Origin of the sequence: Actinomadura litoris (assembly GCF_009733595.1) — a bacterium.
GTDB lineage: Bacteria > Actinomycetota > Actinomycetes > Streptosporangiales > Streptosporangiaceae > Spirillospora > Spirillospora litoris.
In genome coordinates this window covers 685623-710670 of record NZ_WOFH01000003.1, presented here as the reverse complement: position 1 = coordinate 710670, position 25048 = coordinate 685623, and the positions used below count along the sequence as shown (strand labels likewise).

The window sequence follows — 25048 nt, the reverse complement described above, 5'->3', positions numbered from 1 at the left end:
CGAGGACGGAACGTGAACGCGAGCCCATCTGGTACCGGTACCGACCCCTCCCCTCGCACGTTCGACTACGAGGACGACCTCCCCCGCGTGCCGCTGCCCACGCTGGAGGAGACCGGCGAGCGCTTCCTGGAGTGGTGCGCGCCGCTGCTGACCGAGGCGGAGCTGGCGCGCACGCGGGAGGCGCTGGAGGACTTCACCCGTCCCGGCGGCCCCGGCCGGGAACTGCACGCGGCGCTGGAACGCTACGACGCGACCGAGGGCGTGCACAGCTGGCTCGACACCTTCTGGCCCTACCGCTACCTCGGCCGCCGCGACCGGATCGCGCTCAACGCCAACTTCTTCTTCCTGTTCCACGACACCGGCGAGGGGCAGGCCGAGCGCGCCGCCGGGCTCATCGCGGGCGCGCTCCACCACAAACTGGCGCTGGACGCCGAGCGGCTCCCGCCCGTCCTCCAGCGCGGACAGCCGCAGACGATGGCGCAGAACCGGTTCCTGTACTCCGCGACCCGCATCCCCGGGGCCGTGCAGGACACGGTCCGCGCGCCGTACTCGGCGGAGCACCCCGGGCCGTCCGACGCCAAGCACATCCTGGTGTTCTTCCGCGAGAACATGGTGAGGATGGACGTGCTCGGGCCCGACGGGCACCCGCACACCCTCGGCGAGCTGACCGGCGCGCTCCAGCAGATCATGAAGGCGTCCCCGGCGCTGGAGCCCTCGCCCGGGTCGCTGACGACGAAGGCGCGGGCCGAGTGGGCGGCGAGCCGGGAGGCGCTGCTGGCCGTCCACCCCGGCAACAGGGACGCGCTCGACGCCGTGGAGACCGCGCTGTTCTGCGTCTGCCTGGAGGACTTCGCCCCGGCGGACGCGCAGGAGGCGTCCGACCACCTCCTGCACGGCGGCAGCGGCAACCGGTGGTTCGACAAGGCGGTGTCGCTGGTCGTGTTCGGCGACGGCCGCGCCGGGATCAACGTCGAGCACTGCGAGCTGGACGGCACGACGATCCTCGGCTTCGTCGACTCGGTGCTCGGCGCCCCGGCCAAGGAGCACTCGCGCGCGTCCGGCGCCCGGTCGCAGGGCGCGCCCCACCTGGAGCCGATCACGTTCGTGCTGGACGACGCGCTCCGCACCGACATCCGCGAGGCCGACGCGGCGTTCGCCGCCTACGCCGCCGCGACCGCGACGAGGCTCGTGACCTTCGACGACTTCGGCTCCACCGACGCCAAGGCGCTCGGCATGTCGCCGGACGCGTTCGTGCAGATGGCCTACCAGCTCGCGCACCGGCGGGCGAAGGGCCTGACCGGCGCGACCTACGAGTCGATCGCGACCCGGCAGTTCCGGGCCGGGCGCACCGAGGCGATGCGGGTCGTCACCCCGCAGGTGCTGCGGTTCGTGGCGGCCATGGACGACCCGGACGCACCCCCGGCGGCCCGCGCGGCGGCGTTCCGCGAGGCCGCCGAGGCGCACGTCCGGCGGGCCAAGGAGTGCCAGGCGGGCCGGGCGCCCGAGCAGCACCTCTGGGAGCTCCAGCTCATCCAGCGGCGGCGGGGCGCGGAGCTGGGCGTGACCGAGCACCTCGCGCTGTTCGACTCGCCGGGCTGGACGATCATGCGCGACGACTACCTGAGCACGAGCTCGGCGCCGTCCGCGCACATCCAGGCGTTCGGTTTCGGGTCGACCAGCGAGCAGTGCATCGGCGTCGCCTACGTGCTGCTGCCGGACCGGCTCGCCGTCTACCTGAGCACGCCCGAGCACGTCGCGGACGCGATGCGCGTGTTCGCGGACGAGCTGCGCCGCGCCGTCCAGGAGCTGCGGGAGCTCCTCGCCGCCGAGTCCTGACGGCACCGGAGTCCTGACGGCACCGCGGTCTTGACGGCACCGCGGTCTTGACGGCACCGGGCCGGGGCGTCGCCGCCCCGGCCCGGTGCCGGCCCCCGCGTCTCAGGCCGCCGACAGCGCCTCGGTCGGCGACAGCCGCGACGCGCGGACCGCCGGATACAGTCCCGCGACCGCGCCGATGACCAGCGTCGCGGCCATCCCGCCGGCGACCGCCCACGCCGGGATCACGACCGGCCAGCCCTGGTAGAGGGCGTAGACGGCGGTCACGAGCGTCCCGAGCAGGGCGCCGCCCGCGCCGCCGAGCAGCGACAGCAGCAGCGACTCGGCGAGGAACTGCGTGCGGATCTGGCTCCGGGTCGCGCCGAGCGAGCGGCGCAGCCCGATCTCCGCGCGGCGCTCCAGCACCGAGATGACCATGGTGTTGGCCACCCCGACGCCGCCGACCAGCAGCGCGACCGCGCCGAGGCCGAGCAGCAGCCCGGTGAAGGCCTCCCCCGCCGCCTTGCGCGCGGCGAGCGCGTCGGAGGGGCGCGACACCGCGACCTCGTTCGGCGCCTCGGGGTTCGCGGTGGCGCCGAGCACCTCGCGGACCTGCTCGACGCTCGCGTCCCGCGACCGGGTGTAGATCGTCGTCGGGTGCCCGTCGAAGCCGAGCCGCGCCTGCGCGACCGGCCAGCCGACGAGCGCGGCGCTGTCCAGCTCGGGGGCGAGCGGCGCCGGGTCCAGGACGCCGACGACGGTGAACAGCGTCCGACCGATGAGCACCTGGACGTCCGGGCCCGCGTGCCCGATCCCGAGCCGCCGCGCGGCGGTCGAGCCGAGCACGGTCGCCGGGAAGGACGCCGTCGCGCCGTTCAGCCACGTGCCGCTGCGCAGCGCGGCGCCGGTCGCGGCGCGCAGGTCGGTGCGGGTGGCGTAGGCGGCGATCCCGTTGGTGTCGGTCTCGGGGATCCGGCTCGTCCGGTAGACCTTCGCGTCCTCCAGCAGCCCGACCGCCGACACCTCGCGCACCGGCGCGATCCGCGCGACCATCGCCTCCGACTCGACGGGCAGCCGGGCCCTCTCGCCGGTCAGCGTGCTGCCGGGCGCGACCGTCAGCAGGTTGGTGCCGAGCGCGGCGAGCGCCCGGTCCAGGTCGGCGCGCGAGGACGCGGAGACGCCGACGACCGCGACCATCGCGGCGATCCCGATCGCGATGCCGAGCGCCGACAGGAACGCCCGCATCGGGCGGGTGCGCAGCCCGACCGCGCCGACCCGGACGACGTCGCGGGGCCCGAGCCGCGCCGGGCGCAGCGCCGCCGCCGTCATGACGGCACCGCCGCGGCGGAGTCGTCGGTGATCAGCCCGTCGCGCATCCGCACCTGGCGGGGCAGGCTCGCGGCGATCTCCCGGTCGTGCGTGATGATCACGACGGTCGTGCCGGCCTCGTGCAGCCCGCGCAGCAGCGCCATCACGCCGTCGCCGGACGCCGAGTCCAGCGCGCCGGTCGGCTCGTCGGCGAGCAGCAGCGCGGGGTCGCCCGCGACGGCGCGGGCGATCGCGACGCGCTGCCGCTCGCCGCCCGACAGCTCGTGCGCCTCGTGCCCCATCCGGTGCCCGAGCCCGACCCGCTCCAGCGCCTGCGCCGCGCGCCGCCGCCGCGCGCCGGGGCCGAGCCCGGTGTACAGGAGCCCGTCGGCGACGTTGTCGATCGCCTTCGTCCCCTGGGCGAGGTGGAACTGCTGGAACACGAAGCCGATCTGGTGCGCGCGCAGCGCCGACAGCTTGGCGTCGGGCAGCCGCCCGACGTCGTGCCCGGCGATGTGGACGGTGCCCGACGTCGGCCGGTCCAGCGTGCCGAGGACGTTCAGCATCGTCGACTTGCCCGACCCCGACGGGCCGACGATCGCGACCAGCTCGCCCGGCTCGACGTGCAGCGACACGCCGGCGAGCGCGCGGACGCCGCCGGCGTACTCCTTGGTCACGTCCCGCAGCGCGATCATGTGGGGGTCCCGACGACGGTGCCCTCGGCGATCCCCGCGCCGGAGACCTCGACCCGGCCGTCCGCGAACAGCCCGGTCTCGACCGGCGCGTAGGACGACGCGCCGCCCCGGACGACCTCGACCCCGAAGCCGCCCTCCTTCAGCGCGACCAGCGCCGACACCGGCACGGTCAGGACGTTGTCGCGCCGTCCCGCCGTGAACGTGACATCGACCGAGGCCAGCGCGTAGGGGGCGGCGGCCTTGCGTGCCTTGCCGGCCCGCAGCCACACCGTCACCTCGACCTTCGTCGTCGGATCCTCGCCCTGCCCCGACCCCGGTTCGATGACGGTGGAGACCTCGTCGATCCGGCCGGGGACGGTCTCGTCCTCGGGGAGCGTGACCTCGACCGCCGCGCCCTTCTTCGCCATCCGCTGGTCGGCGGTCTCCAGCTCCACGGTCACCGCCTTGTCGGTCCCGGTGTAGGTGAGGACCTTCTGGCCGGGGCCGGTCGGGTCGCCCGCGCCCGCCTGCACGCTGTCCACCCGGACGGCCCCGGGCGCGAACACCACCCGTCCGAGTTCGACCTCGCCGGTCTCGGGGAGGCCGAGGTCGTCCTGCCATTCGCGGACGGCGTCGGCGGTGTCGGCGGTGTACTCCTTGTCGACGGTGAACCCGTCGTAGCCGAGCTTGGCCAGGTTCTCCTCGAAGCGGCGGACGTCGGAGCCCTCCGTCCCGACCGTCAGCGGGCGGTAGGACGGCCGCGACCCGTACATCAGCGTGACCGGGTCGCCGTCCACCTCGTAGAGGGGCCTGCCCCGGGTGATCTCGTCGCCGCTCTTGGGGACCCGGGTGACCGTGCCCCGCAGGCGGCTCGTCGCGGTGGAGGTCGGGCCGTAGCCGAGCCGCCCGTCCTCGGTCCGGGTGTCGCGGAGCGACTGCCGCGTGACCTTGGCGGTGCCCGGCGGGAGCGCGGCGGCCCGGGCGCCGCCCGACCCGCCCGAACCGCCCTGGCCGAGCAGCGCGACGGTGGCGCCGCCGCCCGCCGTGGCGAGGACGGCGGCGGCGAGGACCGCCCGCGTGCGCCTCCTCACTTCCCGCCGCCCGCCATGATCTCCTGGCACTTCTCCTGGGCGGCGTTGAACTGGGGGTCGTCGGCCAGCTTCTTGTCGATCATGATGCCCTGCTGGCCGGGCTTCGGATCCGCGAAGGCCTCCACGCCGTTGCGGCGCATGCATTCGGCGAACTTCCGGAGCCGTTCCTGCTGCTTCGGGTCGGCCTTGCCCGTCCCGTCCCCCTGCGGGTTGAACTGGCGGCACGCCTCCATCGCCTTGTCGACGGTCTCCTTCTTCGTCCGGCCGTCGAGCTTGAGGCGGATGCCCTCGCCGGGCTTCGGGTCGTCCATCGGGACGCCGTTCCGGCGCATGCACTCGGCGTACTTCACGCCCTTCTCATCGGAGCTGAGGGTCTTTCCGGGCGCCGCCGCGCCGCTCTGGTTCGGCTTCGCGGCGCCCGCCGCGGAGGCGACTCCGCCCTCGTCGCCGTCGTCGGAACCGCAACCGGTGAGCGCCAGGGCCAGCACGAGCGGCAGGGCCGCCGTTCTCCACATTCGCATTCGTCTTCTCCTGTGTTCCGCGTCGCCGGGCCTGACCCGGCCGGTCGGAGAGCGATGCAACGCGACCGCGCGTTTCCCCCGCGTTTCCCGCTGGGGAGAAGGGAGTTCCTAACGCGGAGGAAACAGGGTGTGCGGCAGCATTCGGCCCGTGGGCACGGCGAAGGGAGCCGGAATGCGGGTACTGGTGGCCGAGGACGAGCGGCTCCTCGCCGGCGCGATAGCGGAGTGGCTGCGGGGCGACGCGCACGCCGTCGACCTCGCCTACGACGGGGCGTCCGCGCTGGAGCGCGCCGCCGTCAACGACTACGACGTCGTCGTCCTGGACCGGGACCTGCCGCTCGTGCACGGCGACGACGTCTGCCGCGAGCTGGTCGGGGCCGAGCCGGCCGGGGGCGGGGCGGCGGCGCGGGTGCTGATGCTGACCGCCGCCGCCGAGATCACCGACCGCGTCGAGGGGCTCGGGCTCGGCGCCGACGACTACCTCACCAAGCCGTTCGCGTTCCCCGAGCTGGCCGCCCGGGTGCACGCGCTCGGGCGGCGCTCGCGCCCGGCCGCGCCGCCGACGCTGCGCCGCGCGGGCATCACCCTCGACCCGGCGCGCCGCCAGGTGGTCCGGGACGGGCGCTACGTCCCGCTGGCGCGCAAGGAGTTCGCCGTGCTGGCCGAGCTGCTGCGCGCGGACGGCGCGGTCGTGTCGGCGGAGGTGCTGCTGGAGAAGGTGTGGGACGAGCACGCCGACCCGTTCACCGGCGCCGTCCGGCTGACGATCCTCAAGCTGCGGCGCAAGCTCGCCGATCCCCCCGTCGTCGAGACCGTCAAGGGAGCGGGGTACCGGATCCCGTGATGAGGCCCGGCATCGCGCTGATCAGGCCGCGCCACCTGTCGCTGCGGGCCCGGCTGACGCTGACCTACGGCGGGCTGTTCCTCGTCGCGGGCCTGGTGCTGCTCGGCGTCACCTACGCGCTGTTCGACCAGCAGCTCGCGCGCGGCGGCCCGCAGGTGCTCACCAAGACGGGCGTCATCCGCGACGGTTCGCCGGAGGAGGTCACCGAACAGTCCGCCCGCGAGCAGGCGAAGGCCATGGGCGACCTGGACGCGTGGGCGCGGCGCCAGCGCGCCGACATGCACGAGGCCGCGACGGCGTCGCTGGTCACGCAGGGCTCGATCGCGCTGCTGGTCGCCGGCGGGGTCGCGGCGGGCCTCGGCTGGCTGATCGGCGGGCGCGTGCTCGCGCCGCTGGACCGGGTCACCGAGACCGCGCGGCGGATCGCGGGCGCGCCCGCCGCCGACCGCGGCCTGCACGAGCGGATCGCGCTGCACGGCCCCGACGACGAGGTCAAACGGCTCGCCGACACCTTCGACACCATGCTGGAGCGGCTCGACCGGTCCTTCGACGGCCAGCGCCGCTTCGTCGCCAACGCCTCGCACGAGCTGCGGACCCCGCTCACGCTCGGCCGCGCGCTGGTCGAGGTCGCGATGCACCGCGCGGACGCCTCCCCGGACGTGCTGCGGCTCGGCGAGACGCTCCTGGAGATCAACCTGCGGCACGAGCGGCTGATCACCGGCCTGCTGCTGCTCGCCCGGTCGGAGAGCGAGATCACCGACCGGGCGCCGGTCGACCTCGCCGACGTCGTCGGGCACGTGGCGGCGCAGACCGTCGCGGAGGCGGACGCGGCGGGCGTGACCGTGCGGACCGAGGCCGCCGAGGCCGTGACGGCGGGCGACGCGCTGCTCCTCGAACGGGTCGTGCAGAACCTCGTGGAGAACGGGATCCGGCACAACTCCGGACCCGGCGGCTGGGTGCGGGTCGCCTGCCGCGCGGACGGCGCGAACGCCGTCCTGGAGGTGGGCAACTCCGGGCCCGCCGTCCCGCCGCACCAGGTGCCGGCGCTGTTCGAGCCGTTCCGCCGGCTCGGCTCCGACCGCGTGATCACCTCCGGCGGGGCGGGCCTCGGACTGTCGATCGTGCGGTCCATCGCCCGCGCCCACGGCGGGACCGTGACCGCCCTCCCGCGCACCGGCGGCGGCCTCCAGGTGACCGTCACGCTGCCGTCCTCGCAGGTCACGGCCCTGGTCTGACCGGCCAGGCCACTTAGCGTAACGGCGCGGAACAGCCCCATTCACCCCGGTTATGACCTGCTGGCATTACCTGGCTTTTGTCGCGAATGAGACTGTTATTGCGTTCCTTCGATCCCGCGTGCGGGCCTCCCCCGCTCGGAATTCCCCCGGCACCGGTGGGGAATTGCTCCTGACCCCGCGCGGGGTTCCACGCCGTAAGGCCGGGAGAAAAGGCGGAAGCGAATGGCAACGCGTACCCGACCCGCCCGGGGACGTTGGCGCATCGCGTGCGGAGTCGTCGGGGTGGCCGCGGCCACCGTCACGGCCTCGCCCTCGGTCGCCTCGGCCGGTGAACTACAGATCAGCCAGGAAGTGCAGCAGCAGAACCAGTGGTGCTGGGCCGCCAGCGGCCTCACGATCGCCAAGTTCCACGGCAAGGGCACCACCCAGAACGAATTCTGCAACATGGCGCGCAACCGCTCCGGCGGTCAGTGCCCGAACCAGGCCGGATACCTGGAATGGGCCCAGACGGCCTTCCAGAAGCTCGGCATCTCCCGCGGCACCGTCAGCGGCCCCCTCGGGTTCAGCGCCATCAAGACCGAGATCGACGGGCGCCGTCCGATCGAGACCGGCATCTACTGGACGGCCGGCGGCGGCCACGCCCAGGTCATCTACGGCTACACCGACGGCTCCCAGGTCATCGCCTACGGCGACCCGTGGCCCTCCAGCCCCCGCTACTCCGAGATGACGGTCGGCCAGTACACCAACAACGGCCAGTTCCGCTGGGGACAGGCCCTCTACCGGGTCGGAGCGTGATGATGCGAAGCACTGCGAAGCTCTCCGCAGCTGCCGTGTCCGCCGGACTCGGCGTCACGGTGTTCATGACGGGCGGCTCGGCCATGGCGGCGGGCCCCTCCGCCGACGCGGCGGCGGCCTCCGAGGCCGCGGCGCAGCCGGCGGCCCAGCAGCGGCTGGGGTCCTTCTTCGTCCACCTGGGCCAGCACAACCAGGGCCAGTTGACGAACCAGACCGTCACCAAGGCCCAGGCGGACGCCCAGGCCCCCCGGATCGAGGGCCCCGCCCAGACGATCTACTCCCTCAACCCCGCCTTCGTGAAGGGCGACGCGGGCGCGACCGTCGCGCGCTTCTCCCACATGGCCGTCAGCGCGCGGTCCGCGTCCGGCCAGCAGGCCACGATGTGGCTGAACAAGAACAACAAGAGCTGGCTGGTCTGGAACATCACCTCCGGCTCCGATGAGACCGCCTACGCGGCGAAGGCCGCGGGCGGCACGGTGTTCACCGAGCCGCAGATCAATGCCTGGTACCGCCTCGCCGACGGCAGGGTCACCGGGCTCAACGACACCGCCGTCGCGTCTGTCGGCAAGGCGGGCGTCACGGTGGCGGCGTACCAGCGGCTGGTCCACACGCGGTACGCCGACAAACTCCCGGGCTCGCAGTACGCGAGGTCCGGGCGGCTGGGCGGGTTCTCGCCCTCGACCGGCGTCAGCAAGCCGGCGCCGGATCGGGGCCCGGCACCGGCCCTGCTCGCTCTGGGCGCCGGCGGCGCCGTCGCGGCGGCGGCCGGCATCGCCGTCGCGCGGCGCCGCCGGGTGCAGGAGTAGGGGCGACCAGCCGATGAGCGTGCGGGTTCCGGGGACCGCTGCCCCGGGACCCGCCGACCCTCACGGGCCAGGCGGCCCGGGGTGGGGGCCTTGAGATGGATCCTTCAGGGCGTGACGACCGGCAACGCCGGATGTGCCTCGGGATGCTCGTCCCACCAATCGCCGTACACGCGTTGCGCGCGGACGAGTTGCATGTACACGTCGTTGAAGATCCCCCTCAGGCGCCCCGCGGCCTGCTCCACCTCGGGCCGCCATACCAGGACGACCCGTTGTCCCAGCGGGTCTCCGGTGATGCGGCGGAACGCCATCCCGTCGCGCGGGGCCGCGGTCGGCTGGTAGATGCCGATCGCGCGCCCCGACCGGATCAGCGAGGCCGCGATCTGCCAGTCGGTCGACCAGAACCGGACCCTCGGCTGGAACCCCGCGCTCGCGCACACCCCCCGGAAGTAGGCCGGGTAGGGGCCGTCGTCGAGCGGGTCGTCGAGCCAGTCCTGGTCGGCCAGGTCGGCGAGGTCGATGGTCTCGCGCGCGGCCAGCGGGCTGCTGGAGGACATCCCGACCAGCGCCGGTTCGCACTCCACCAGGACGAGCCGCTCCAGACCCTCCAGCGGGGGCGCGGTGTAGTCCACCGGCTCCTGGAACAGGCCGATGTCGAGCGCGCCGGAAGCCAGCAGTGCCGGGATCCGCCCGCCGCCCTGGTCGACGCGCAGTTGCAGCCGGGCTCCCGGGGACACCACGTCCAGATGCTCGCTGAGCCGGGTGAGCGGCGGGCACGCCTGCACCCCGATCCGCAGCATCGGCAGCGGCGAGGGATCGCTGCGGCGGTGCGCGAGGGCCGCGTTCAGGTCGTCGATACAGGCGAGCGCGGCTCGGGCCCGCGTCGCCACCTCCTCCCCCACCGGGGTCGGCACGACGCCCTCCGGTGAGCGCACGAACAACTGCACGCCGAGATGGCCCTCGACCCGGCGGAGCATCGTGCTCACGGCGGGCTGGGTGAGGTTGAGGCGGGCCGCGGCCTTGCTGATGCTGCCGGTCGCGGCGACGGCCTCGATCATCCTGAGGTGATGGGGACCGAGATCCACGCGCTGCTCCTGACCGTGACTCTGCCCCGTCGACTGGAATCAAGCGAATATTAACCCCGGACACGCCGCCACAGAATAGAAATGCGTGCCATTCCGGTTACATCGGGTGTGTCGGTGACGTGCTGTGGTTCTTCCGGCTGCCGCGACTACCAGCCGTGTGCGTGACACGGGACGGGCGGCGGTCAGCGGGTGGCGTCGCGCAGCGCGGTCAGGACGGCCGCGAGCTGGGTGATCAGCCCCGCGACGCTCGTCTGGTCGGCGCCGTTGACCTGCACGGTGCGCAGCTCGTTCGGCTTCGGGAGCTTCGCCAGGATCTCCGGGAGCGAGTGCACCAGCTCGGCCTGCACCGACGCCGGGGTGCGCTCGTTCTGCACCGCCGCGCGGGAACGTTCCCGCTCCAGCTCCAGCAGGTCGTGCTCGTGGCGCGCGCGGGCCCGGACGCCGGACCGCGCGATCTCGGCGTCCAGTTCCAGCCGCTTCAGCTCGGCCTCGCGCTCGGCGCGCAGCCGCCCGGTCTCGGCCTCCTCGGCGTGCCGCTCCCGCTCCATCCGCAGGGCGTGCCGGGTCGTCTCGGTGTGCAGCTCGGCGACCTCGCGGGCGTCGTCGTGCTCGCGCCGCGTCCGGCGGGCCTTCTCGGCGGCCTCGGTGTCGAACCGCTCGGCCTCGTTGCGGGCGCGCAGCTCGGCCAGCTCCCGCTCGTGCTCCAGCCGCTGCGTCTCCTTCAGCCGCGCCGCCGCCATCTCGCGCTGCGCCACGACCTCCTCCGCCTCCAGCTCGGCGAGCCGCGCGATCTGCCCCTGCTCGGCGCGGTAGGGCTTCTGGAGGTTCTCCCAGAGGCGGGACGAGCTGACCACCGCCTCCTTGATCTGCACGGTGACGATGCGCAGGCCGAGTCCCTGGTCGCCGCCGTCCTCGCCCTCGGCGACGCCGCGCAGCCGGGCCGTCAGCTCCTCGATGATGGGCTGCTTGTCGCTGAGGACGTCGCGCACCCCCATCATCGAGACCTTGTCCTTGATCGCCGCCTCCGCCTGCTCCCTGAGCTGGATGTTCACCAGCCGCATCGGGTCGTCCTCGGCGCCGAAGTCGAGCTTGCGATAGGCCGTCGCGAAGTCCTGGATGATCCACTGCACGTAGCCCTGGACGAGCACGCCCTGCAGCTCGCGGCAGATGCAGTACGCGTTGATCAGGATGGTCTGCGTCGCGCCCGGCACCACGAGGAACGAGTCGGTGGACGGGTTGAACCGGAACGACACGCCGAGCCCGATGTGCAGCGGCTCCTCCCGTCCGCGCCGGGTGTGCACGACGAACGCGTTCGGCGGGACCAGGACGTTCTTCCACCGCCAGAAGCCGCTGATCCGCACGTCCACCTGGCCGGAGGCGGCCGGTTCGGCGGGCGGCGCGCCGAGCGCGCGGTTCCGCTTGGCCACCGGCCCCGGCGGCGGGGGCGCGGCGCCGGGCGCGGCCGGGGACGGCACGCGCCGGGCGCGCAGGTCGTCCTCCAGAACCGCCTGCTGCGCGACGACCTTCTCCAGGTAGGTGTTGCCCTGGTCGGGGCTGCTCATGGGGACCTCACTGCGCGATGGGGTGGCCGCCCGGGTCGGCGGGCGGGTTCGGGCCGAACTCGGCGGAGCAGGCGGCGGCGAGCCGGGTGAGGGCGGAGCCGACCTCCAGGCCGTCGCGCCAGCGCCGGGGGAAGGCGTCCGCGCCGTAGCGGGCGCCGAGGAGGTTGCCGCAGATCGCGCCCGTGGAGTCGCTGTCGCCCGTGTGGGTGACGGCGAGCCTGAGGCGGCTCTCGACGTCCCCGGGAGCGAGCGCCGCGTACACGGCGATCGCGATGGCCTGGTCGCCCGTCCAGCCGCCGCCGAGGGTCTGGAGCCGCTCCGGCGTCGCGGGCCCCTCGTGCCGGAGGCTCGCGGCGTGCCCGAGCGCCTCCAGCGTCTCGCGGTTGCCCGGATGGCGTTTGAGCTGCTCGCGCGCGAGGTGCAGGGACTCCTCAAGCTCGGCGCCGCGCAGCAGGGCCGAGACCATGGCCGCGTGGACCCCGGCGGGCAGGTATCCGCTCGGGTGCCCGTGGGTGAGGGCGGCGGCGCGGCAGCCCAGCTCGAACGCGTCCGCCGGGTCGGCGTGCCCGAACCCGCAGGGCGCGGCGCGCATCGTCCCGCCGCAGCCCTTGGAGTCGCCGTTGGGCTCCCGCGGCGTCCCGAGCGGGACGGTCGGCCGGCGGCGCTCGGCCGCCCGGTGCAGCGCGGCGAGCGTGGAGCGGCCGGGGCCGCGCCGGGTCATCAGCGCCGGTTCGCCGGCGAGCCAGCCGCCGCCCTCGACGCCCTGGTCGGGGAACTCCTCGCCCTGCCCGCGGAACCAGGTGAGGTAGGCGGCCTGGAGCAGGCCGGGCGCGGCGGTGCCGACGCCCCGCGCGCCGCCCCCGGCCCGCTCCCGCGCGGACGCCTGGACGAGCGCGTACGCCGTGAACATCGTGAGCTGCGTGTCGTCGGTGATCGCGCCGCGCCCGAAGCGCTCGGCGACGAAGTCGTCCGGGCCGTCCGGGCCGTGCTTCTCGCGGATGACGTCGAGCGTGAAGCCTTCGAGCGGCGCGCCCAGTGCGTCCCCGATGCCCCCGCCGAGCAGGCAGCCGAGCACACGGTCGGGAGCGGGATACACGGAAAGATCCGGCATGCCCGACACCCTAGTGAACCAGCCCGGTCAGGTGACGGATTCCCACGCGGTCAGCGCTCCCTAGCGTGGACCGCAAGGAGGAGATCATGACTGAGATCGCGGAACTGGTGGACAAGCTGGAGATCGGGGAGCTGGTCGCGCGGTTCTTCGCGTCGCTGGACGAGCGGCAGGCCGACCCGCGGGCGCATCCGTTCGACGAGGCGTGGGCGCGGCGGTTCTTCACCGAGGACGTGCGGTTCCGCTTCCCCGTGGGCGCCTTCGCGGGACGCGACATCGCCCCGCGGATGCAGACCCTCGCCATGGACATGTGGGGCCGCACCCAGCACCTCGCCGGGATCCCCCTCGTCGAGCTGGACGGGGACCAGGCGAGCGTGCGGTGGGACGCCGTCCACACCCATGTGCAGCTGGAGTCGACGCAGGCGGCGCGGGCCGACCGTCCCGGCGAGCTGATGATGTCCGGCGGGCACTACGACGCCGAGGTCGCGCGGACCGGGGACGGGTGGCGGTTCCGGGTCGTCGTGCTCACGGTCGCGTGGACGACCGGAAAGCCGCCGGTCTTCAACGAGGAGCTGGCACGCCTCAGCGCCTCCTGATCCCCACCGGGCTAGGACGCCGGCCGGGACTTGCAGTGGACGTGGAGCCCCGGCGCCCGGTCCCAGCCGATGAGGCGGACGAGCTTGTCGATGTGCGGGGACACCCCGTGCAGCAGGAGCATGCGCCTGCCCTCGTCGAGGGCGTGGCCGGTCTTCGTGAAGACGCGAAGACCGGCCACGTCCACGAAGTCGACATGGCAGAGGTCCAGGTGCAGGTCGCCCGGCACCCGCGCCACGGCGGCGCGCAGCAGGGCGTCCAGGTCGGCGCAGTTGGAGACGTCGATGTCGCCGGTGAGGCGCAGCCACGGCGAGCCGGACGCCGAGACGACGCGCAGCAGCGCCGTGTCGTACTCGACGACGTCGTACCGGGGGGCGTCCTGGGTCGGCCCAGTGCCCTCCGGTGAGGCGAACCTGCGCACCGGGCCGTCCTCGCCGGTGATCCGCCAGACCGTCATCCCGCTTCCCGCCCTCCGGCCGGGGCGCCCTGCCGTGGGCGGCCCGCTCATGCCAGGCTCTCACCTGAACCCGTGTTCTGAACCGCCAGCGAACGGAAAATCAGAAACGTCACAGTCGCGGCAGCAGGCGGGGCGGCGTGATCGGCAGATCGCGGACGCGGACGCCCGTCGCGTGGTGGACGGCGTTGGCGATGGCCGCCGCCGCGCCGACGATGCCGATCTCCCCGATGCCCTTGGTGCCCATCGGGTTGAGGTGCGGGTCGGACTCCTCCACCCAGTCCGCCTCGATGTCGCGGACGTCGGCGCAGGCCGGGACGTGGTACTGCGCGAGGTCGCGGTTGAGGAAGTCGCCGAACTCGGCGTCCATCACGCTCTCCTCGTGCAGCGCCATGCCGATCCCCATCGTCATGCCGCCGATGAGCTGCGACCGCGCGGTCTTGGGGTTGACGATCCGCCCGGCCGCGAAGATCCCGAGCATCCGGCGGACGCGGACCTCGCCGGTGTCGGCGTCGACCTCCACGTCGGCGAACTGGGCGCCGAACGCGTGCCGCGCGTAGCGGTCGCGGCCCTTGAGCTCGTCGGTGGTGTCGGCGGACGCCTCCAGGCCCTCCGGCGGGACCGACCCGTTCAGCTTGCCGCGCAGGCCCTCGCAGGCGCGGACGACGGCTGCCCCCCAGCTGGAGGTCCCCATGGAGCCGCCCGCGACGGGCGCCTTCGGGAACCGGCTGTCGCCGACCTCGACGCGCACCCGGCCGAGCTCGACCTTCAGCGCCTCGGCGGCGATCAGCGTCAGCGCCGTGCGGGCGCCGGTGCCGATGTCGGCGGCGGCGACGCGGACCGTGAACGTCCCGTCGGGCTCGGCGCGGGCCGTCGCCTCGGAGGGCCGCATGTAGGCGGGGTAGGTGGAGGAGGCGACGCCCGTCCCGAGCAGCTTGCGGCCCATCCGCCGCACGCCCGGCCGGGGGTCGCGCGCCGCCCACCCGAAGCGGGCCGCGCCCTCGCGCAGGCACGCGACGAGGTTGCGGGAGCTGAACGGCAGGCCGCTCTCGGGCTCGTGGCCGGTGTCGTTGCGGACGCGCAGCTCGATCGGGTCGATCCCGGCGGCGACGGCCAGCTCGTCCATCGCCGATTCGAGCGCGAACATGCCGGGCGTCTCGCCGGGCGCACGCATCCACGACGGCGTGGGGACGTTCAGCCTGACCAGGCGGTGCGACGTCCGCCGGTGCGGCGCCTTGTACATCATCCGGGTCGGCACGGCGGTCTGCTCGCCGAACTCCTGGAGGACCGACGTCTGCTCGACCACCTCGTGGGTGATCGCGTCGAGGTGCCCGTCCTCGTCGGCGCCGAGCCTGATCCGCTGGATGGTCGGCGTCCGGTAGCCGGTGGTGGCGAACATCTGCTGCCGGGGCACGGCGAACTTGACCGGGCGCCCGGTCGCGCGCGCGCCGAGCGCCGCGACGAGCACGTTCGGCCGGGGCGCGCCCTTGGACCCGAACCCCCCGCCGACGTGCGGCGACACGACCCGCACCTGCGAGGGCTCCAGGCCGAGGACGCCCGCGATCGTCTTCTGGACGCCCGACGCGCCCTGGTTGGAGTCGTAGAGCGTCAGCGTCCCGTCGTCGTGCCACTGGGCGAGGGTGGCATGCGGCTCCATCGGGTTGTTGTGCTCCGCCGGGGTCGTGTACGTGGCCTCCACCCGGACGGCCGACTTCGCGAACGCCTCGTCCGCGTCGCCCTGGGCGGTGTCGCTGGGGAAGACCGGGTTGACCTTCTCGGGCTTGTAGAGGCCGGGGTGGTCGGCGCGCAGCTCCACGTCCGGGGGTTCGGAGGCGTACTCGACGCGGACGAGCCGCGCCGCCTCCCGCGCGGTGTCGAGCGTCTCGGCGACGACGGCGGCGACGAACTGGCCGCGGTAGGAGACCGTGCGGGACTGGAACAGCGCCAGCTCGGCGTCACCGCTCTCGCGGAGCTCCGGCGCGTTCTCGCACGACAGGACGGCCAGGACGCCGGGCAGCCGAAGCGCCTCCTCGGTGCCCACGGAGGTGATCTCGCCCCGGCCGACCGTCGCCTGCACGGCCGCCGCGTAGGCGACGCCCTCGACCGGGTACTCGACCGCGTAGCGCGCCTCCCCGGTGACCTTCTCGCGGCTCTCCAGCCGGTCGGTCATGTCCCCTCCCCCAGCTCGGCCAGCGTCCGGACGATCAGGTTCCGCGCCAGCGTCACCTTGTAGGCGTTGTCGCGCAGCGGCTCGGCCGCCTCCAGCTCCGCCTCCGCCGCGCGCAGGAAGAACTCCTCGGTGACCGGGTTCCCGCGCAGCGCCTCCTCGGCGCGCCTGGCCCGCCACGGCTTGTGCGCCACGCCGCCCAGGGCGAGCCGGACGTCGCGGACGACGCCGCCGTCGACGCGCAGGGCCACCGCGATCGACACGAGCGCGAACGCGAACGAGGCGCGTTCGCGGACCTTGCGGTAGCGGGACGGCATGCCGAGCGGGGGCACCTCCACCGCCGTCACCAGGTCGCCCGGCTCCAGGGTGGTGTCGCGCTCCGGCGCGTCACCGGGGAGCCGGTAGAAGTCCTCGATCGGGACGACCCTCTCGCCCGCGTGCCCCCGGACGTGGACCGACGCGTCCAGCGCCGCCAGGGCCACCGCCATGTCGGACGGGTGCGTCGCCACGCACGCCTCGGAGTGCCCGAGGATCGCGAGGTTGTGGTGTTCGCCCTCGATGGCGGGACATCCGCTGCCCGGGTTCCGCTTGTTGCAGGGCTTGGCGGCGTCCTGGAAGTAGGAGCAGCGCGTGCGCTGGAGGAGGTTGCCGCCCACCGTCGCGACGTTGCGGATCTGCCCCGACGCGCCCGCCAGGACGGCCTGCGCGAGAACGGGATGCCCCTCGCGGACCGTCCGGTCGGCGGCGAGGTCGCTGTTGCTCACGGCGGCGCCGATGAGGAGGCCGCCGTTCGGGTCGAGCTGGATCTGGTCGTAGGGGAGGTGGGTGACGTCCACCAGCCGGGAGGGCAGCTCGACCCCGAGCCGCATCAGGTCCACGAGGTTGGTTCCGCCGCCGAGGTAGGCGGCTCCTTCCGCGTGCCGCCGGAGGGCGTCTTCCGCGCTGGTGGCGCGCTCGTACGCGAACGGCCTCATGCCTCCGCCGCCTCCCTGCGCGCCGCCGCCTCCCGCACCGCCGCGACGATGCCCATGTAGGCGCCGCACCGGCACAGGTTGCCGCTCATCCGCTCGCGGATCTCGTCGTCGTCCAGGACGGGGTCGACGCGGAGGTCCTCGCTCGCCGCACTGGGCCAGCCGCGCTCCGCCTCGTCCAGCATGCCGGTCGCGGAACAGAGCTGGCCGGGCGTGCAGTAGCCGCACTGGAACCCGTCGTGCTCGATGAACGCCTCCTGGACGGGGCTGAGCCGCCCGTCCTCCGCGAGTCCCTCGACCGTGACGATCTCGGCGCCGTCGTGCGCGACCGCCAGCGCGAGGCAGGCGTTCACGCGCCGCCCGCCCACCAGGATCGTGCACGCGCCGCACTGGCCGTGGTCGCAGCCCTTCTTCGAGCCGGTCAGCCCGAGATCCTCGCGCAGCACGTCCAGCAGCGACGCGCGCGTATCCACGTCGAGGCGGTGCTCGGCGCCGTTCACACGGAGGGTGATCTCGGCTTTCACCGGGGTGGCTTCACTGTCCATGACGGGCCCCCTACCCCGGATCGCCAGGCTGAAGTCAGCGACGTCCAGGAAGGATCGGCTTTCTCCGAAGCGACCGCCGGATCAGTCCTCGTCGGTGGGGTCGTCCCTGTCGGTGAGGATCTCGGCGACCTGCCGCACCGTCTCCGACGGCAGCGGCGCCGGGAGCCCCCGCCACTTGCGGCCCGCCGCCACGGCCGCCGCGCCCGCCCCGCCGCCGTACGCCAGCGCCGTGACGAACGACGCCAGCTCCGGCGGCAGCTTCCGCTCCAGCAACTGCACGTTCATCCGGTACGTCGCGGCGGTGGCCATCATCCCGAGCGCTCCCGCGAGCGCGCCGAGACGCAGCGCCGGCAGCCGCTTGCGCGCCTTCTCCAGCATCTCCGCCTGCGCGGCCTCGACCACGCGCCCCACGAGCGCGAGGTTCTGCGCCACCGGATCGTCCTCGGCCCTCGCAACCTCGCCTGACTTCCCCATGACCGGGGCTTACCCGTCTAAAGGCGAAGGAATCAAGGCACAAAGCTGTCACCATCCGCAACCCCGCCGGTGCTGTAAGTTGCGGAACCGGGCTCCCGCGACGCGGAGCCGCCCTCCCCCGTGAGAGAGAGGCCGGCCGGTCCATGCAACCGTTCGAGCTGCCCGACTTCTACGTCCCCCACCCCGCGCGGCTGAACGCCCACCTGGAAGGCGCGCGGGCGCACACCCGGGCGTGGGCCCGCGACATGGGCATGCTGGACGAGACCCGCGACCCCGGCACCCCCGACATCTGGGACGAGGCCGCGCTCGACGCGATGGACTACGCGCTCCTGTGCGCCTACACCCACCCCGACTGCGACGCCCCGATGCTCGACCTCATCACCGACTGGTACGTGTGGGTCTTCTACTTCGACGACCACTTCCTTGAGGTGTTCAAGCGCCCGCGCGACCAGGCGGGCGCCCGGGAGTACCTCGACCGGCTGCCGCTCTTCATGGCGGACGCCCCGCCGCCCGAGCCGGTCAACGCCGTCGAGCGCGGGCTCACCGACCTGTGGGCGCGGACCGTCCCGTCGCGGTCGGACGCCTGGCGCCGCCGCTTCGCCGAGAGCACCGGCAACCTGCTCCGCGAGTCGCTGTGGGAACTGGCGAACATCAGCGGCGACCGCGTCCCGAACCCGGTCGAGTACGTGCAGATGCGCCGCAAGGTCGGCGGCGCGCCCTGGTCGGCCGACCTGGTGGAGGTGGCGATCGGCGCGGAGATCCCCGAGCGGCTGGTCGGCACCCGCGCGCTGCGCGTCCTGAAGGACACCTTCGCCGACGGCGTCCACCTGCGCAACGACATCTTCTCCTACCAGCGCGAGACCGAGACCGAGGGCGAGATCAACAACAGCGTCCTGGTCGTCGAGCACTTCCTGGACGTCGCGCCGCAGGCCGCCGCCGACACCGTCAACGACCTGCTGACCTCCCGCCTCCGCCAGTTCGAGAACACCGTGTTCACCGAACTGCCGCCGCTCCAGGAGGAGCACGGCCTGGACGCGGCCGAGCGCGCGGGCCTCGCCGCCTACGTCAAGGGCCTCCAGGACTGGCAGTCCGGCGGCCAGGAATGGCACATGCGCTCCAGCCGCTACATGAACAGGGCGGCGCCGATCGGCATGTCGGCGACGCGCCTGCCGGGGCTGCTGAAGTCGGCGCGGTTCAGCGTGCCGCACGTCCCCTACCAGAAGGTCGGCCCGACGCCGCTGCCCGCGTTCGACATGCCCTACGTCGCGCGCGTGAACCCGCACCGCGAACGCGCCCGCCGGAACGTCATCACCTGGTGCGGCGAGGTGGGCATGTACGACCCGCTGCCCCGCCACCCCGAGCCGCTGTGGACGGCCGAGTCCCTCTCCGGCTTCGAGTTCGCCATCTGCGCCGCGTCCCTGGACCCCGACGCCACCCCCGAGGCCCTCGACCTCGCCACCCAGTGGCTCGCCTGGGGCACCTGGGGCGACGACTACTTCCCCGCCGTGTTCAACCGCGACCGCGACATGGCCGGCGCGAAGCGCTTCAACGCCCGCATCCCGGCCTTCATGCCGCTGGACTGCGGGCCGACGCCCCTCCCGGAGAACCCCTTCGAGACCGGCCTCGCCGACCTGTGGCACCGCACCGCCGTCCCCATGAACGACCGCGGCCGCCGCGAGTTCCGCGCCACCGTCGAGCACATGGTGGAGAGCTGGCTCTGGGAGCTGAACAACCACCTCCAGTCCCGCGTCCCCGACCCGGTCGACTACCTGGAGATGCGCCGCCACACCTTCGGCTCCGAGCTGACCATGGCCCTCTCCCGCATCGAGCACGCGGGCGAGATCCCCGAGCACGTCTTCCGCACCCGCACGCTCAACGAGATCGACGCGGCCGCCATGGACTACGCCTGCCTGACCAACGACGTCTTCTCCTACCAGAAGGAGATGGAGTACGAGGGCGAGTTGAACAACGGCGTCCTCGCCGTCCAGCACTTCCTCGGCTGCGGCCGCGACGAGGCCCTCGGCGTCGTCAACGACCTGATGACCTCCCGCCGCCACCAGTTCGAGCACCTGGCGACCAACGAGCTGCCCGTCCTCGCCGACGAACTCGGCCTGGACGAGGTCGCCCGCACCGGCCTGGACGCCTACGTCGACGAACTCCGCGACTGGATGGCCGGCATCAACAAGTGGCACCACGAGACCCACCGCTACGACGAACGCCCGGCGCGCACCGCCCCGGCGCGGCCCCGCCTCCTCAAGCCCACGGGCCTCGGCACCTCGGCGTTCCGCCTGACCACCTAGGCCAGCGCATCACGCACGTTCATCAGCGCCTCCCCGAGCAGGTTCAGCCCCCGCCACTCCTCGACCCGCTCGGCGCGCTCGTCGTCGGCGGCCAGCCCGATCCCCCAGATCCGGTCGAGCGGGCTCGCCTCCACCAGCACGCGCTTCCCCGTCCCGACCAGGTACGCGCGGTGTTCGGCGTGCTGCGCGAACTTCGCCAGGTTCCCCTCGACGACGATCCCGAGGCGGCGCGCCACCCACGCCTCCTCGTCGAACCCCTGGACCCGCCGCCCGAGCTCCTTCGCCCGCGCCGGGTGCCCGACCTCCACGATGGCCGCGGCGGTCCGCTCGTCCCCGAACAGGCGCGCCTTCGCGGCCATCATGTAGTGCTCGGCGGTGGCGTAGGCCGTCCCGTCCACGGTGAAGGGGATCCGCGCCCACTGGCTGAGGCACCCGGCGGGCCCCGTCTCGCGCCAGAAGAACACGAACTTCAACCGCTCCTCCCGGACGCGCAACGCGTCCACCGACCACCGGCTCTCCACCGTGCCCCCCCTCCGGAACCCTGACCGCAGGACGATATGCCGCCCCCGCCCCGCGAGGCGATCGAATAAGCCCCGGTGTCATCTCCGTCACTCCCGACCCCTCAGGCGGTAGTAAGCGGAATGGCAGGGGAGAGTGGTGTTGTTACTGATGGCAGCGCCCAGGTCTAGACCATGTTGCTAAACCTGGTGGGTCATCGGGGAAGATTTCCTTTTCGGTCGGTCCGGATGCCTGGAGTCCGTGGCCGCCTGTAGTCATGGGAGGACAGCAGCAGCGATGGACAACCCTCTGGCGAACCCTCGTCGCACGAAGCTCGACGCCTGGCCGTCGCGGCGGCCGGTGGACACCGACGGCGAACAGGCGGCCCGCACCGCCGACGCCGAGTCCACGGTGTCCGAGGACGAACTCGCCGCGCGCTGATCAGTTCATTCCGGGGCCCGTCCGCACTCCCGCGGACGGGCCCTGTCGCGTTTTCAGCGGGGCCATCGGGTGGACCAGTGCCAGAGGTGGTCGACGTGGCGGCGGGTGAGGCCCTGGGCGGGGTTCACGGGGACGAGGCGGAGCGCGCGGCGGTGGGGCAGGGCCTGGCGTCTGATCGTCCAGGGGATGATGTCGTCCGCCCAGGCGAAGGGGCGTCCGTCCGCGTGGCGGAGGATCGGGGCCCACTTGCGCGCGTGCGGGAGTTGGAGCAGCGGGACGCGGGGGTCTCCCGGGCGCGCGGCGTAGGCCGAGAACGGGACGTGCGGCAGTTCGGGGAGGCCGAGCAGGGGGCCGATGTGCTCGTTGGCGTGCTCCTCCCAGGTCGTCGCCCAGACGAGGTCGAAGCGGGCCGCGAGCTCGCGGAGCCAGCCGCCGTGGGCCGGGACGATGCGCACGGTCAGGCGGCCCACCGTGTGCTCCTCGTGGTGGGCGCGGGGGGCGTCCGGGTTGAGGACTCCGTCGATGTCCAGGTAAAGGACGGGGCGGGTCCTGCGCGATCCCGGACGCGGGACGTCGCCTAGGGGCATAGGTGGATCGTGTAGAGGCCCGCGTCGGTGGCGGCGGCCAGGGTGCCGTCGGCGGCGAGGGCCAGGTCGTTGGCGGGGGCGGGCAGCGGGACGCGGCGGACGGCGCGCGCCGCGTCCCAGACCAGCAGGGTGCCGTCGGGGGTGTCGGCGACCGCAAGGAGTCGGCCGGAGACCGAGGCGGCGGCGAGCTGGTCGCACGGGTGCGGCGCGGGGAGCGTCGTGGCCGGGCCGCCGCCGACGGGGCGGACGACCAGGCCCGAGGCGGTCGGTTGGACGAGGACCGGGACGCCGCGGTCGAGGGTGAACACCGCGCGGGGGCCGAGGGAGGGCAGGGTCGCGACCTGTTCGCCGCGTTCCACGTCCAGCACCGTGACGCGGCAGGGGTCGTCGCAGGTCAGGCCGAGGAGCGGGCCCGTCGCGGGGAGCAGGCGGCGGTCCAGGGCCGAGCCGTGGCCGAGCCACAGGCCGAACTCGGCGAGGCGGTCGCCGGTGGCGGCGTCCCAGATGAGGACCTCCGCGTCGTGCGCGGGGCCGAAGACGGCGACGACGGCGCCGCGTCCCTGGTGGGTGGACAGGCCCACGAGTTCGGGCTGGGCGGCGCAGCCCGGTTCGAGGGTGAGGTAGGTGCCGGCGCGGACGTCGTGGACGTGGATCCGGTCGCGGCGCGTCCAGGCGACGAGGGGCGAGCCGTCCGGGAGGCCGAACGCCCATTCGGCGCGGTCGTCGGGGAAGTCGGGGACGGGCGGGCCGAGCGGTGAGCCGGACGTGAGGTCCCACGCCTGGCCGAGGTTCGCCCCCGTCCCGCTCTGGGAGGTGAAGGCGAGGGGGGCGCCGGCGGACGTCGCCGCGACACCGTCGAACATTCCGGGCGCCGGCGGGCCGGCCGGCACGCTTGCGGGCATGCGACGGAGATTAGGGCAACAAGTTCCGGCGTTCCACCGGCTGCGGGGGAAAAGCACTGGCGTGTCGAGGCGAGGCCACATCACCATGACCGGATGGACATCGCCGTACAGCGGATCCGCGTCGCCTGGACGAAGCGGTCCCGCGGCGGCCCCGCCGCCACCCGCCGCAACGCGGTGCCGGACGAGCGGCACCGCGTGCTCTAGCGCAGGCGGGCGGCGATGTCCTCCGGGGGGACGTCGTTGATCCAGGCGGCCATGCCCGACTCCGAGCCCGCGAGGTACTTGAGCTTGTCGGCGGCGCGGCGGACGGAGAACAGCTCCAGGTGGAGGCGGACGAGGTCGCGGCCCTCGCCGACCGGGGCCTGGTGCCAGCCCGCGACGTAGGGCAGCGGCGCGCCGTGGAGGGCGTCGCAGCGGCGCAGCAGGTCGCGGTAGAGGACGGCCAGCTCGTCGCGTTCGGGGGCGGTGAGGGCGACCAGGTCGGGGACGTGGCGGTGCGGCATCAGGTGCAGCTCGACGGGCCAGCGGGCGGCGGCGGGGACGAACGCCGTCCAGTGCTCGCCGGAGGTGACGACGCGGGCGCCCGCCCGTTCGGCCGCGAGCACGTCGGCGAACAGCTCGCCGCCGGACGCGCGGTGCCGCGCGGCCATGGCCAGCATGCGGCCGGTGCGGGGCGTGACGAACGGGTAGCCGTAGATCTGGCCGTGCGGGTGGTGCAGGGTGACGCCGATCTCGACGCCCCGGTTCTCGAAGACGTACACCTGCTCGACGCCGGGCAGCGCCGACAGCTCGGCGGTGCGGTCGGCCCAGGTCTCGATGACCGTCCGGACGCGGGAGACCGGCAGCAGCGCCATCGAGGCGGCGTGGTCGTCGGTGAAGGAGACGACCTCGCAGCGTCCCGCGCCTCTGGCGCGCCGGAGGACCGGCGCGCCGTCGACCACCGGCGGGACGCCCGGCGTGCGCGCGTCGAAGGACGGGAAGCGGTTCTCGAACACGGCGACGTCGTAGGCGGCGTCCGGGATCTCCGAGGCGGGGCCGCCGGGGCAGAGCGGGCACTGGTCGGAGGGCGGCAGGAACGTCCGGGCGTTGCGGTGCGCGGTGACCGTCACGGGGTCGCCGGTGAGGGGGTCGCGGCGGACCTCGCACAGCGGCTGGACGGGCGGCAGGCCGCGCGGGTCGGGCACCGGCGTCCGGCCCGGCGCCTCGTCGAAGTAGAGGATCTCGCGGCCGTCCGACAACCGCGCGCGCGTACGCGTGACCTTCACGTCACCTCATCCGTCGGGGAACCCGGCCCAGCCTAGAGGGCGGGAACGCCCTGGTCCTCCGTCCGGTGGACGGCGAGGACGTGCCGCACGAGCGTCGTCAGGACCTCCTTGCCGGACGTCCGCTCCCGCACGTCGCACAGCAGCACGGGGATGGCCTCGCCGAGGTCGAGCGCCTCGCGGATCTCCTCGGGCGTGTAGTCGTAGCCGTCGTCGAAGCGGTTCACGGCGACGACGAACGGCAGGCCGCGGCTCTCGAAGTAGTCGACGGCCGGGAAGCAGTCGGGGAGGCGGCGGGTGTCGGCGAGCACGACGGCGCCGAGCGCGCCGTAGGACAGCTCGTCCCACATGAACCAGAAGCGGTCCTGGCCGGGGGTGCCGAACAGGTAGAGGACGAGCCCGTCGCGGATCGTGATGCGGCCGAAGTCCATCGCGACCGTGGTGGTGGTCTTCTGCTCGACGCCCGCGGTGTCGTCGACGTCGACGCCCTGGTCGGTGAGCAGCTCCTCGGTCTGGAGCGGGCGGATCTCGCTGACGGCGCCGACGAGCGTCGTCTTGCCGACCCCGAACCCGCCGGCGATGAGGATCTTCACCGCGACCGGCGCGGCGGCCGGTGCGGGGGCGGCCGCGGGGTCAGAGGGCTTGGAGGCCATGGAGCACTTCCCTGAGCAGGCGTTCCTTGGAGAGCGTGCTCTCCGGCTGGGGACGGGTGACGGCGATGAGCCGGTGGTGCAGGAGGTCGCCCAGCAGGACGCGGACGACGACCAGGGGCAGCCGCATGCGGCCGGCGATCTCGGCGACCGGCTGCGGCTGGAGGCACATCTCCAGGATGTCCAGGTGCTCGGGGCCGAGGCCCGGCGAGCCCGACCGGGGTCTGGCCTCGGTCGACACGATCGTGATCATGTCGAACGTCTCGCCGGTGGCCGGCCGCGCGCGCCCGCGCGTGAGCGCGTACGACCGGACGATCGGCCCGGCCTCCTCATCGATCCACTCGCTGCCAGCACCGCTCATC

At 73.7% G+C, this 25048-nt stretch carries 26 protein-coding genes; 8 read left to right on the top strand and 18 right to left on the bottom strand.

The features are described 5' to 3' along the window. Positions 1–12: 12 nt before the first annotated feature. Positions 13–1836, top strand: coding sequence for a choline/carnitine O-acyltransferase (locus GNZ18_RS10980; RefSeq protein WP_312874426.1), 1824 nt, complete (start codon positions 13–15; stop codon positions 1834–1836). A gap of 102 nt (positions 1837–1938) precedes the next feature. On the opposite strand, the gene GNZ18_RS10975 is transcribed toward GNZ18_RS10980, so the two are convergent. From GNZ18_RS10975 to GNZ18_RS42030, 4 genes are read right to left on the bottom strand one after another with little or no spacing between them, the layout of a single operon-like run. Next, positions 1939–3144 (bottom strand): ABC transporter permease, encoded by a 1206-nt coding sequence (locus GNZ18_RS10975; protein ID WP_156216117.1) that lies wholly within the window; start codon positions 3142–3144, stop codon positions 1939–1941. After that, positions 3141–3818, bottom strand: a complete 678-nt coding sequence (locus GNZ18_RS10970) for an ABC transporter ATP-binding protein (protein ID WP_156216116.1) — start codon at positions 3816–3818, stop codon at positions 3141–3143. Before GNZ18_RS10970 ends, GNZ18_RS10975 begins: the two co-directional genes overlap by 4 nt. Further along, positions 3815–4888 (bottom strand): efflux RND transporter periplasmic adaptor subunit, encoded by a 1074-nt coding sequence (locus GNZ18_RS42035; protein ID WP_312874425.1) that lies wholly within the window; start codon positions 4886–4888, stop codon positions 3815–3817. Before GNZ18_RS42035 ends, GNZ18_RS10970 begins: the two co-directional genes overlap by 4 nt. Further along, the gene (locus GNZ18_RS42030; protein ID WP_246249565.1) at positions 4885–5409 is read right to left on the bottom strand and encodes a hypothetical protein; all 525 of its coding nucleotides are present in this window, start codon (positions 5407–5409) and stop codon (positions 4885–4887) included. Before GNZ18_RS42030 ends, GNZ18_RS42035 begins: the two co-directional genes overlap by 4 nt. A gap of 172 nt (positions 5410–5581) precedes the next feature. Here GNZ18_RS42030 and GNZ18_RS10960 point away from each other — a divergent pair, with 172 nt between their 5' ends. From GNZ18_RS10960 to GNZ18_RS10945, 4 genes are all read left to right on the top strand, one after another. After that, positions 5582–6253: a response regulator transcription factor gene (locus GNZ18_RS10960; protein ID WP_156216114.1), complete on the top strand. Its 672-nt coding sequence runs from the start codon at positions 5582–5584 to the stop codon at positions 6251–6253. Then, positions 6253–7488 (top strand): sensor histidine kinase, encoded by a 1236-nt coding sequence (locus GNZ18_RS10955; RefSeq protein WP_156216113.1) that lies wholly within the window; start codon positions 6253–6255, stop codon positions 7486–7488. Before GNZ18_RS10960 ends, GNZ18_RS10955 begins: the two co-directional genes overlap by 1 nt. A 282-nt stretch (positions 7489–7770) precedes the next feature. Continuing rightward, positions 7771–8283, top strand: a complete 513-nt coding sequence (locus tag GNZ18_RS10950) for a papain-like cysteine protease family protein (RefSeq protein ID WP_214617152.1) — start codon at positions 7771–7773, stop codon at positions 8281–8283. Positions 8284–8285: 2 nt separating this feature from the next. After that, complete coding sequence (locus tag GNZ18_RS10945) at positions 8286–9089, top strand: hypothetical protein (protein ID WP_173390726.1); 804 nt, start codon at positions 8286–8288, stop codon at positions 9087–9089. Positions 9090–9193: 104 nt separating this feature from the next. On the opposite strand, the gene GNZ18_RS10940 is transcribed toward GNZ18_RS10945, so the two are convergent. The 3 genes from GNZ18_RS10940 to GNZ18_RS10930 all read right to left on the bottom strand — a co-directional run bounded on the left by GNZ18_RS10940 (position 9194) and on the right by GNZ18_RS10930 (position 12844). Next, the gene (locus GNZ18_RS10940; RefSeq protein WP_156216110.1) at positions 9194–10171 is read right to left on the bottom strand and encodes a LysR family transcriptional regulator; all 978 of its coding nucleotides are present in this window, start codon (positions 10169–10171) and stop codon (positions 9194–9196) included. A gap of 182 nt (positions 10172–10353) precedes the next feature. Next, positions 10354–11733, bottom strand: coding sequence for an SPFH domain-containing protein (locus GNZ18_RS10935; protein ID WP_156216109.1), 1380 nt, complete (start codon positions 11731–11733; stop codon positions 10354–10356). A gap of 7 nt (positions 11734–11740) precedes the next feature. Then, positions 11741–12844 (bottom strand): ADP-ribosylglycohydrolase family protein, encoded by a 1104-nt coding sequence (locus GNZ18_RS10930; RefSeq protein ID WP_156216108.1) that lies wholly within the window; start codon positions 12842–12844, stop codon positions 11741–11743. A gap of 86 nt (positions 12845–12930) precedes the next feature. Here GNZ18_RS10930 and GNZ18_RS10925 point away from each other — a divergent pair, with 86 nt between their 5' ends. Further along, complete coding sequence (locus GNZ18_RS10925) at positions 12931–13437, top strand: nuclear transport factor 2 family protein (protein ID WP_156216107.1); 507 nt, start codon at positions 12931–12933, stop codon at positions 13435–13437. Positions 13438–13448: 11 nt separating this feature from the next. Here the strand turns inward: GNZ18_RS10925 and GNZ18_RS10920 are convergent, their stop codons facing one another. The 5 genes from GNZ18_RS10920 to GNZ18_RS10900 all read right to left on the bottom strand — a co-directional run bounded on the left by GNZ18_RS10920 (position 13449) and on the right by GNZ18_RS10900 (position 18004). Further along, positions 13449–13892, bottom strand: a complete 444-nt coding sequence (locus GNZ18_RS10920; protein WP_173390725.1) for an STAS domain-containing protein — start codon at positions 13890–13892, stop codon at positions 13449–13451. 109 nt (positions 13893–14001) lie between these two features. After that, on the bottom strand, positions 14002–16059 hold the full coding sequence (locus tag GNZ18_RS10915) for a xanthine dehydrogenase family protein molybdopterin-binding subunit (protein ID WP_156216105.1): 2058 nt from the start codon (positions 16057–16059) through the stop codon (positions 14002–14004). After that, the gene (locus GNZ18_RS10910) at positions 16056–17030 is read right to left on the bottom strand and encodes an FAD binding domain-containing protein (protein ID WP_156216104.1); all 975 of its coding nucleotides are present in this window, start codon (positions 17028–17030) and stop codon (positions 16056–16058) included. The genes GNZ18_RS10915 and GNZ18_RS10910 overlap by 4 nt, the downstream gene beginning before the upstream one ends. Continuing rightward, positions 17027–17572 carry a 2Fe-2S iron-sulfur cluster-binding protein gene (locus GNZ18_RS10905; protein WP_156216103.1) on the bottom strand — a complete coding sequence of 182 codons (546 nt, stop codon included), beginning with the start codon at positions 17570–17572 and terminating at the stop codon, positions 17027–17029. Before GNZ18_RS10905 ends, GNZ18_RS10910 begins: the two co-directional genes overlap by 4 nt. Positions 17573–17653: 81 nt before the next feature. Further along, the gene (locus GNZ18_RS10900; RefSeq protein ID WP_173390724.1) at positions 17654–18004 is read right to left on the bottom strand and encodes a phage holin family protein; all 351 of its coding nucleotides are present in this window, start codon (positions 18002–18004) and stop codon (positions 17654–17656) included. A 185-nt stretch (positions 18005–18189) separates the two neighbouring features. Here GNZ18_RS10900 and GNZ18_RS10895 point away from each other — a divergent pair, with 185 nt between their 5' ends. Then, on the top strand, positions 18190–20346 hold the full coding sequence (locus tag GNZ18_RS10895; protein WP_156216101.1) for a terpene synthase family protein: 2157 nt from the start codon (positions 18190–18192) through the stop codon (positions 20344–20346). On the opposite strand, the gene ybiA is transcribed toward GNZ18_RS10895, so the two are convergent. Continuing rightward, positions 20343–20867: a riboflavin biosynthesis intermediates N-glycosidase gene (gene ybiA / locus GNZ18_RS10890; protein ID WP_312874424.1), complete on the bottom strand. Its 525-nt coding sequence runs from the start codon at positions 20865–20867 to the stop codon at positions 20343–20345. The two genes, GNZ18_RS10895 and ybiA, sit on opposite strands and share 4 nt — an antisense overlap. A 274-nt stretch (positions 20868–21141) precedes the next feature. Here ybiA and GNZ18_RS40805 point away from each other — a divergent pair, with 274 nt between their 5' ends. Continuing rightward, complete coding sequence (locus GNZ18_RS40805; protein ID WP_173390723.1) at positions 21142–21285, top strand: hypothetical protein; 144 nt, start codon at positions 21142–21144, stop codon at positions 21283–21285. Between the two features lie 53 nt (positions 21286–21338). On the opposite strand, the gene GNZ18_RS10885 is transcribed toward GNZ18_RS40805, so the two are convergent. The 5 genes from GNZ18_RS10885 to GNZ18_RS10865 form a co-directional block, all read right to left on the bottom strand. Beyond that, positions 21339–21872: an HAD domain-containing protein gene (locus GNZ18_RS10885; protein ID WP_156216099.1), complete on the bottom strand. Its 534-nt coding sequence runs from the start codon at positions 21870–21872 to the stop codon at positions 21339–21341. Then, the gene (locus tag GNZ18_RS10880; protein WP_156216098.1) at positions 21863–22774 is read right to left on the bottom strand and encodes a WD40 repeat domain-containing protein; all 912 of its coding nucleotides are present in this window, start codon (positions 22772–22774) and stop codon (positions 21863–21865) included. The genes GNZ18_RS10885 and GNZ18_RS10880 overlap by 10 nt, the downstream gene beginning before the upstream one ends. Before the next feature lie 200 nt (positions 22775–22974). Then, on the bottom strand, positions 22975–24039 hold the full coding sequence (gene galT / locus GNZ18_RS10875; protein ID WP_214617161.1) for a galactose-1-phosphate uridylyltransferase: 1065 nt from the start codon (positions 24037–24039) through the stop codon (positions 22975–22977). Between the two features lie 32 nt (positions 24040–24071). After that, positions 24072–24689 carry a GTP-binding protein gene (locus tag GNZ18_RS10870; protein WP_156216097.1) on the bottom strand — a complete coding sequence of 206 codons (618 nt, stop codon included), beginning with the start codon at positions 24687–24689 and terminating at the stop codon, positions 24072–24074. Then, positions 24670–25047, bottom strand: a complete 378-nt coding sequence (locus tag GNZ18_RS10865; protein ID WP_156216096.1) for a DUF742 domain-containing protein — start codon at positions 25045–25047, stop codon at positions 24670–24672. The genes GNZ18_RS10870 and GNZ18_RS10865 overlap by 20 nt, the downstream gene beginning before the upstream one ends. Between the last annotated feature and the right edge of the window lies 1 nt (position 25048).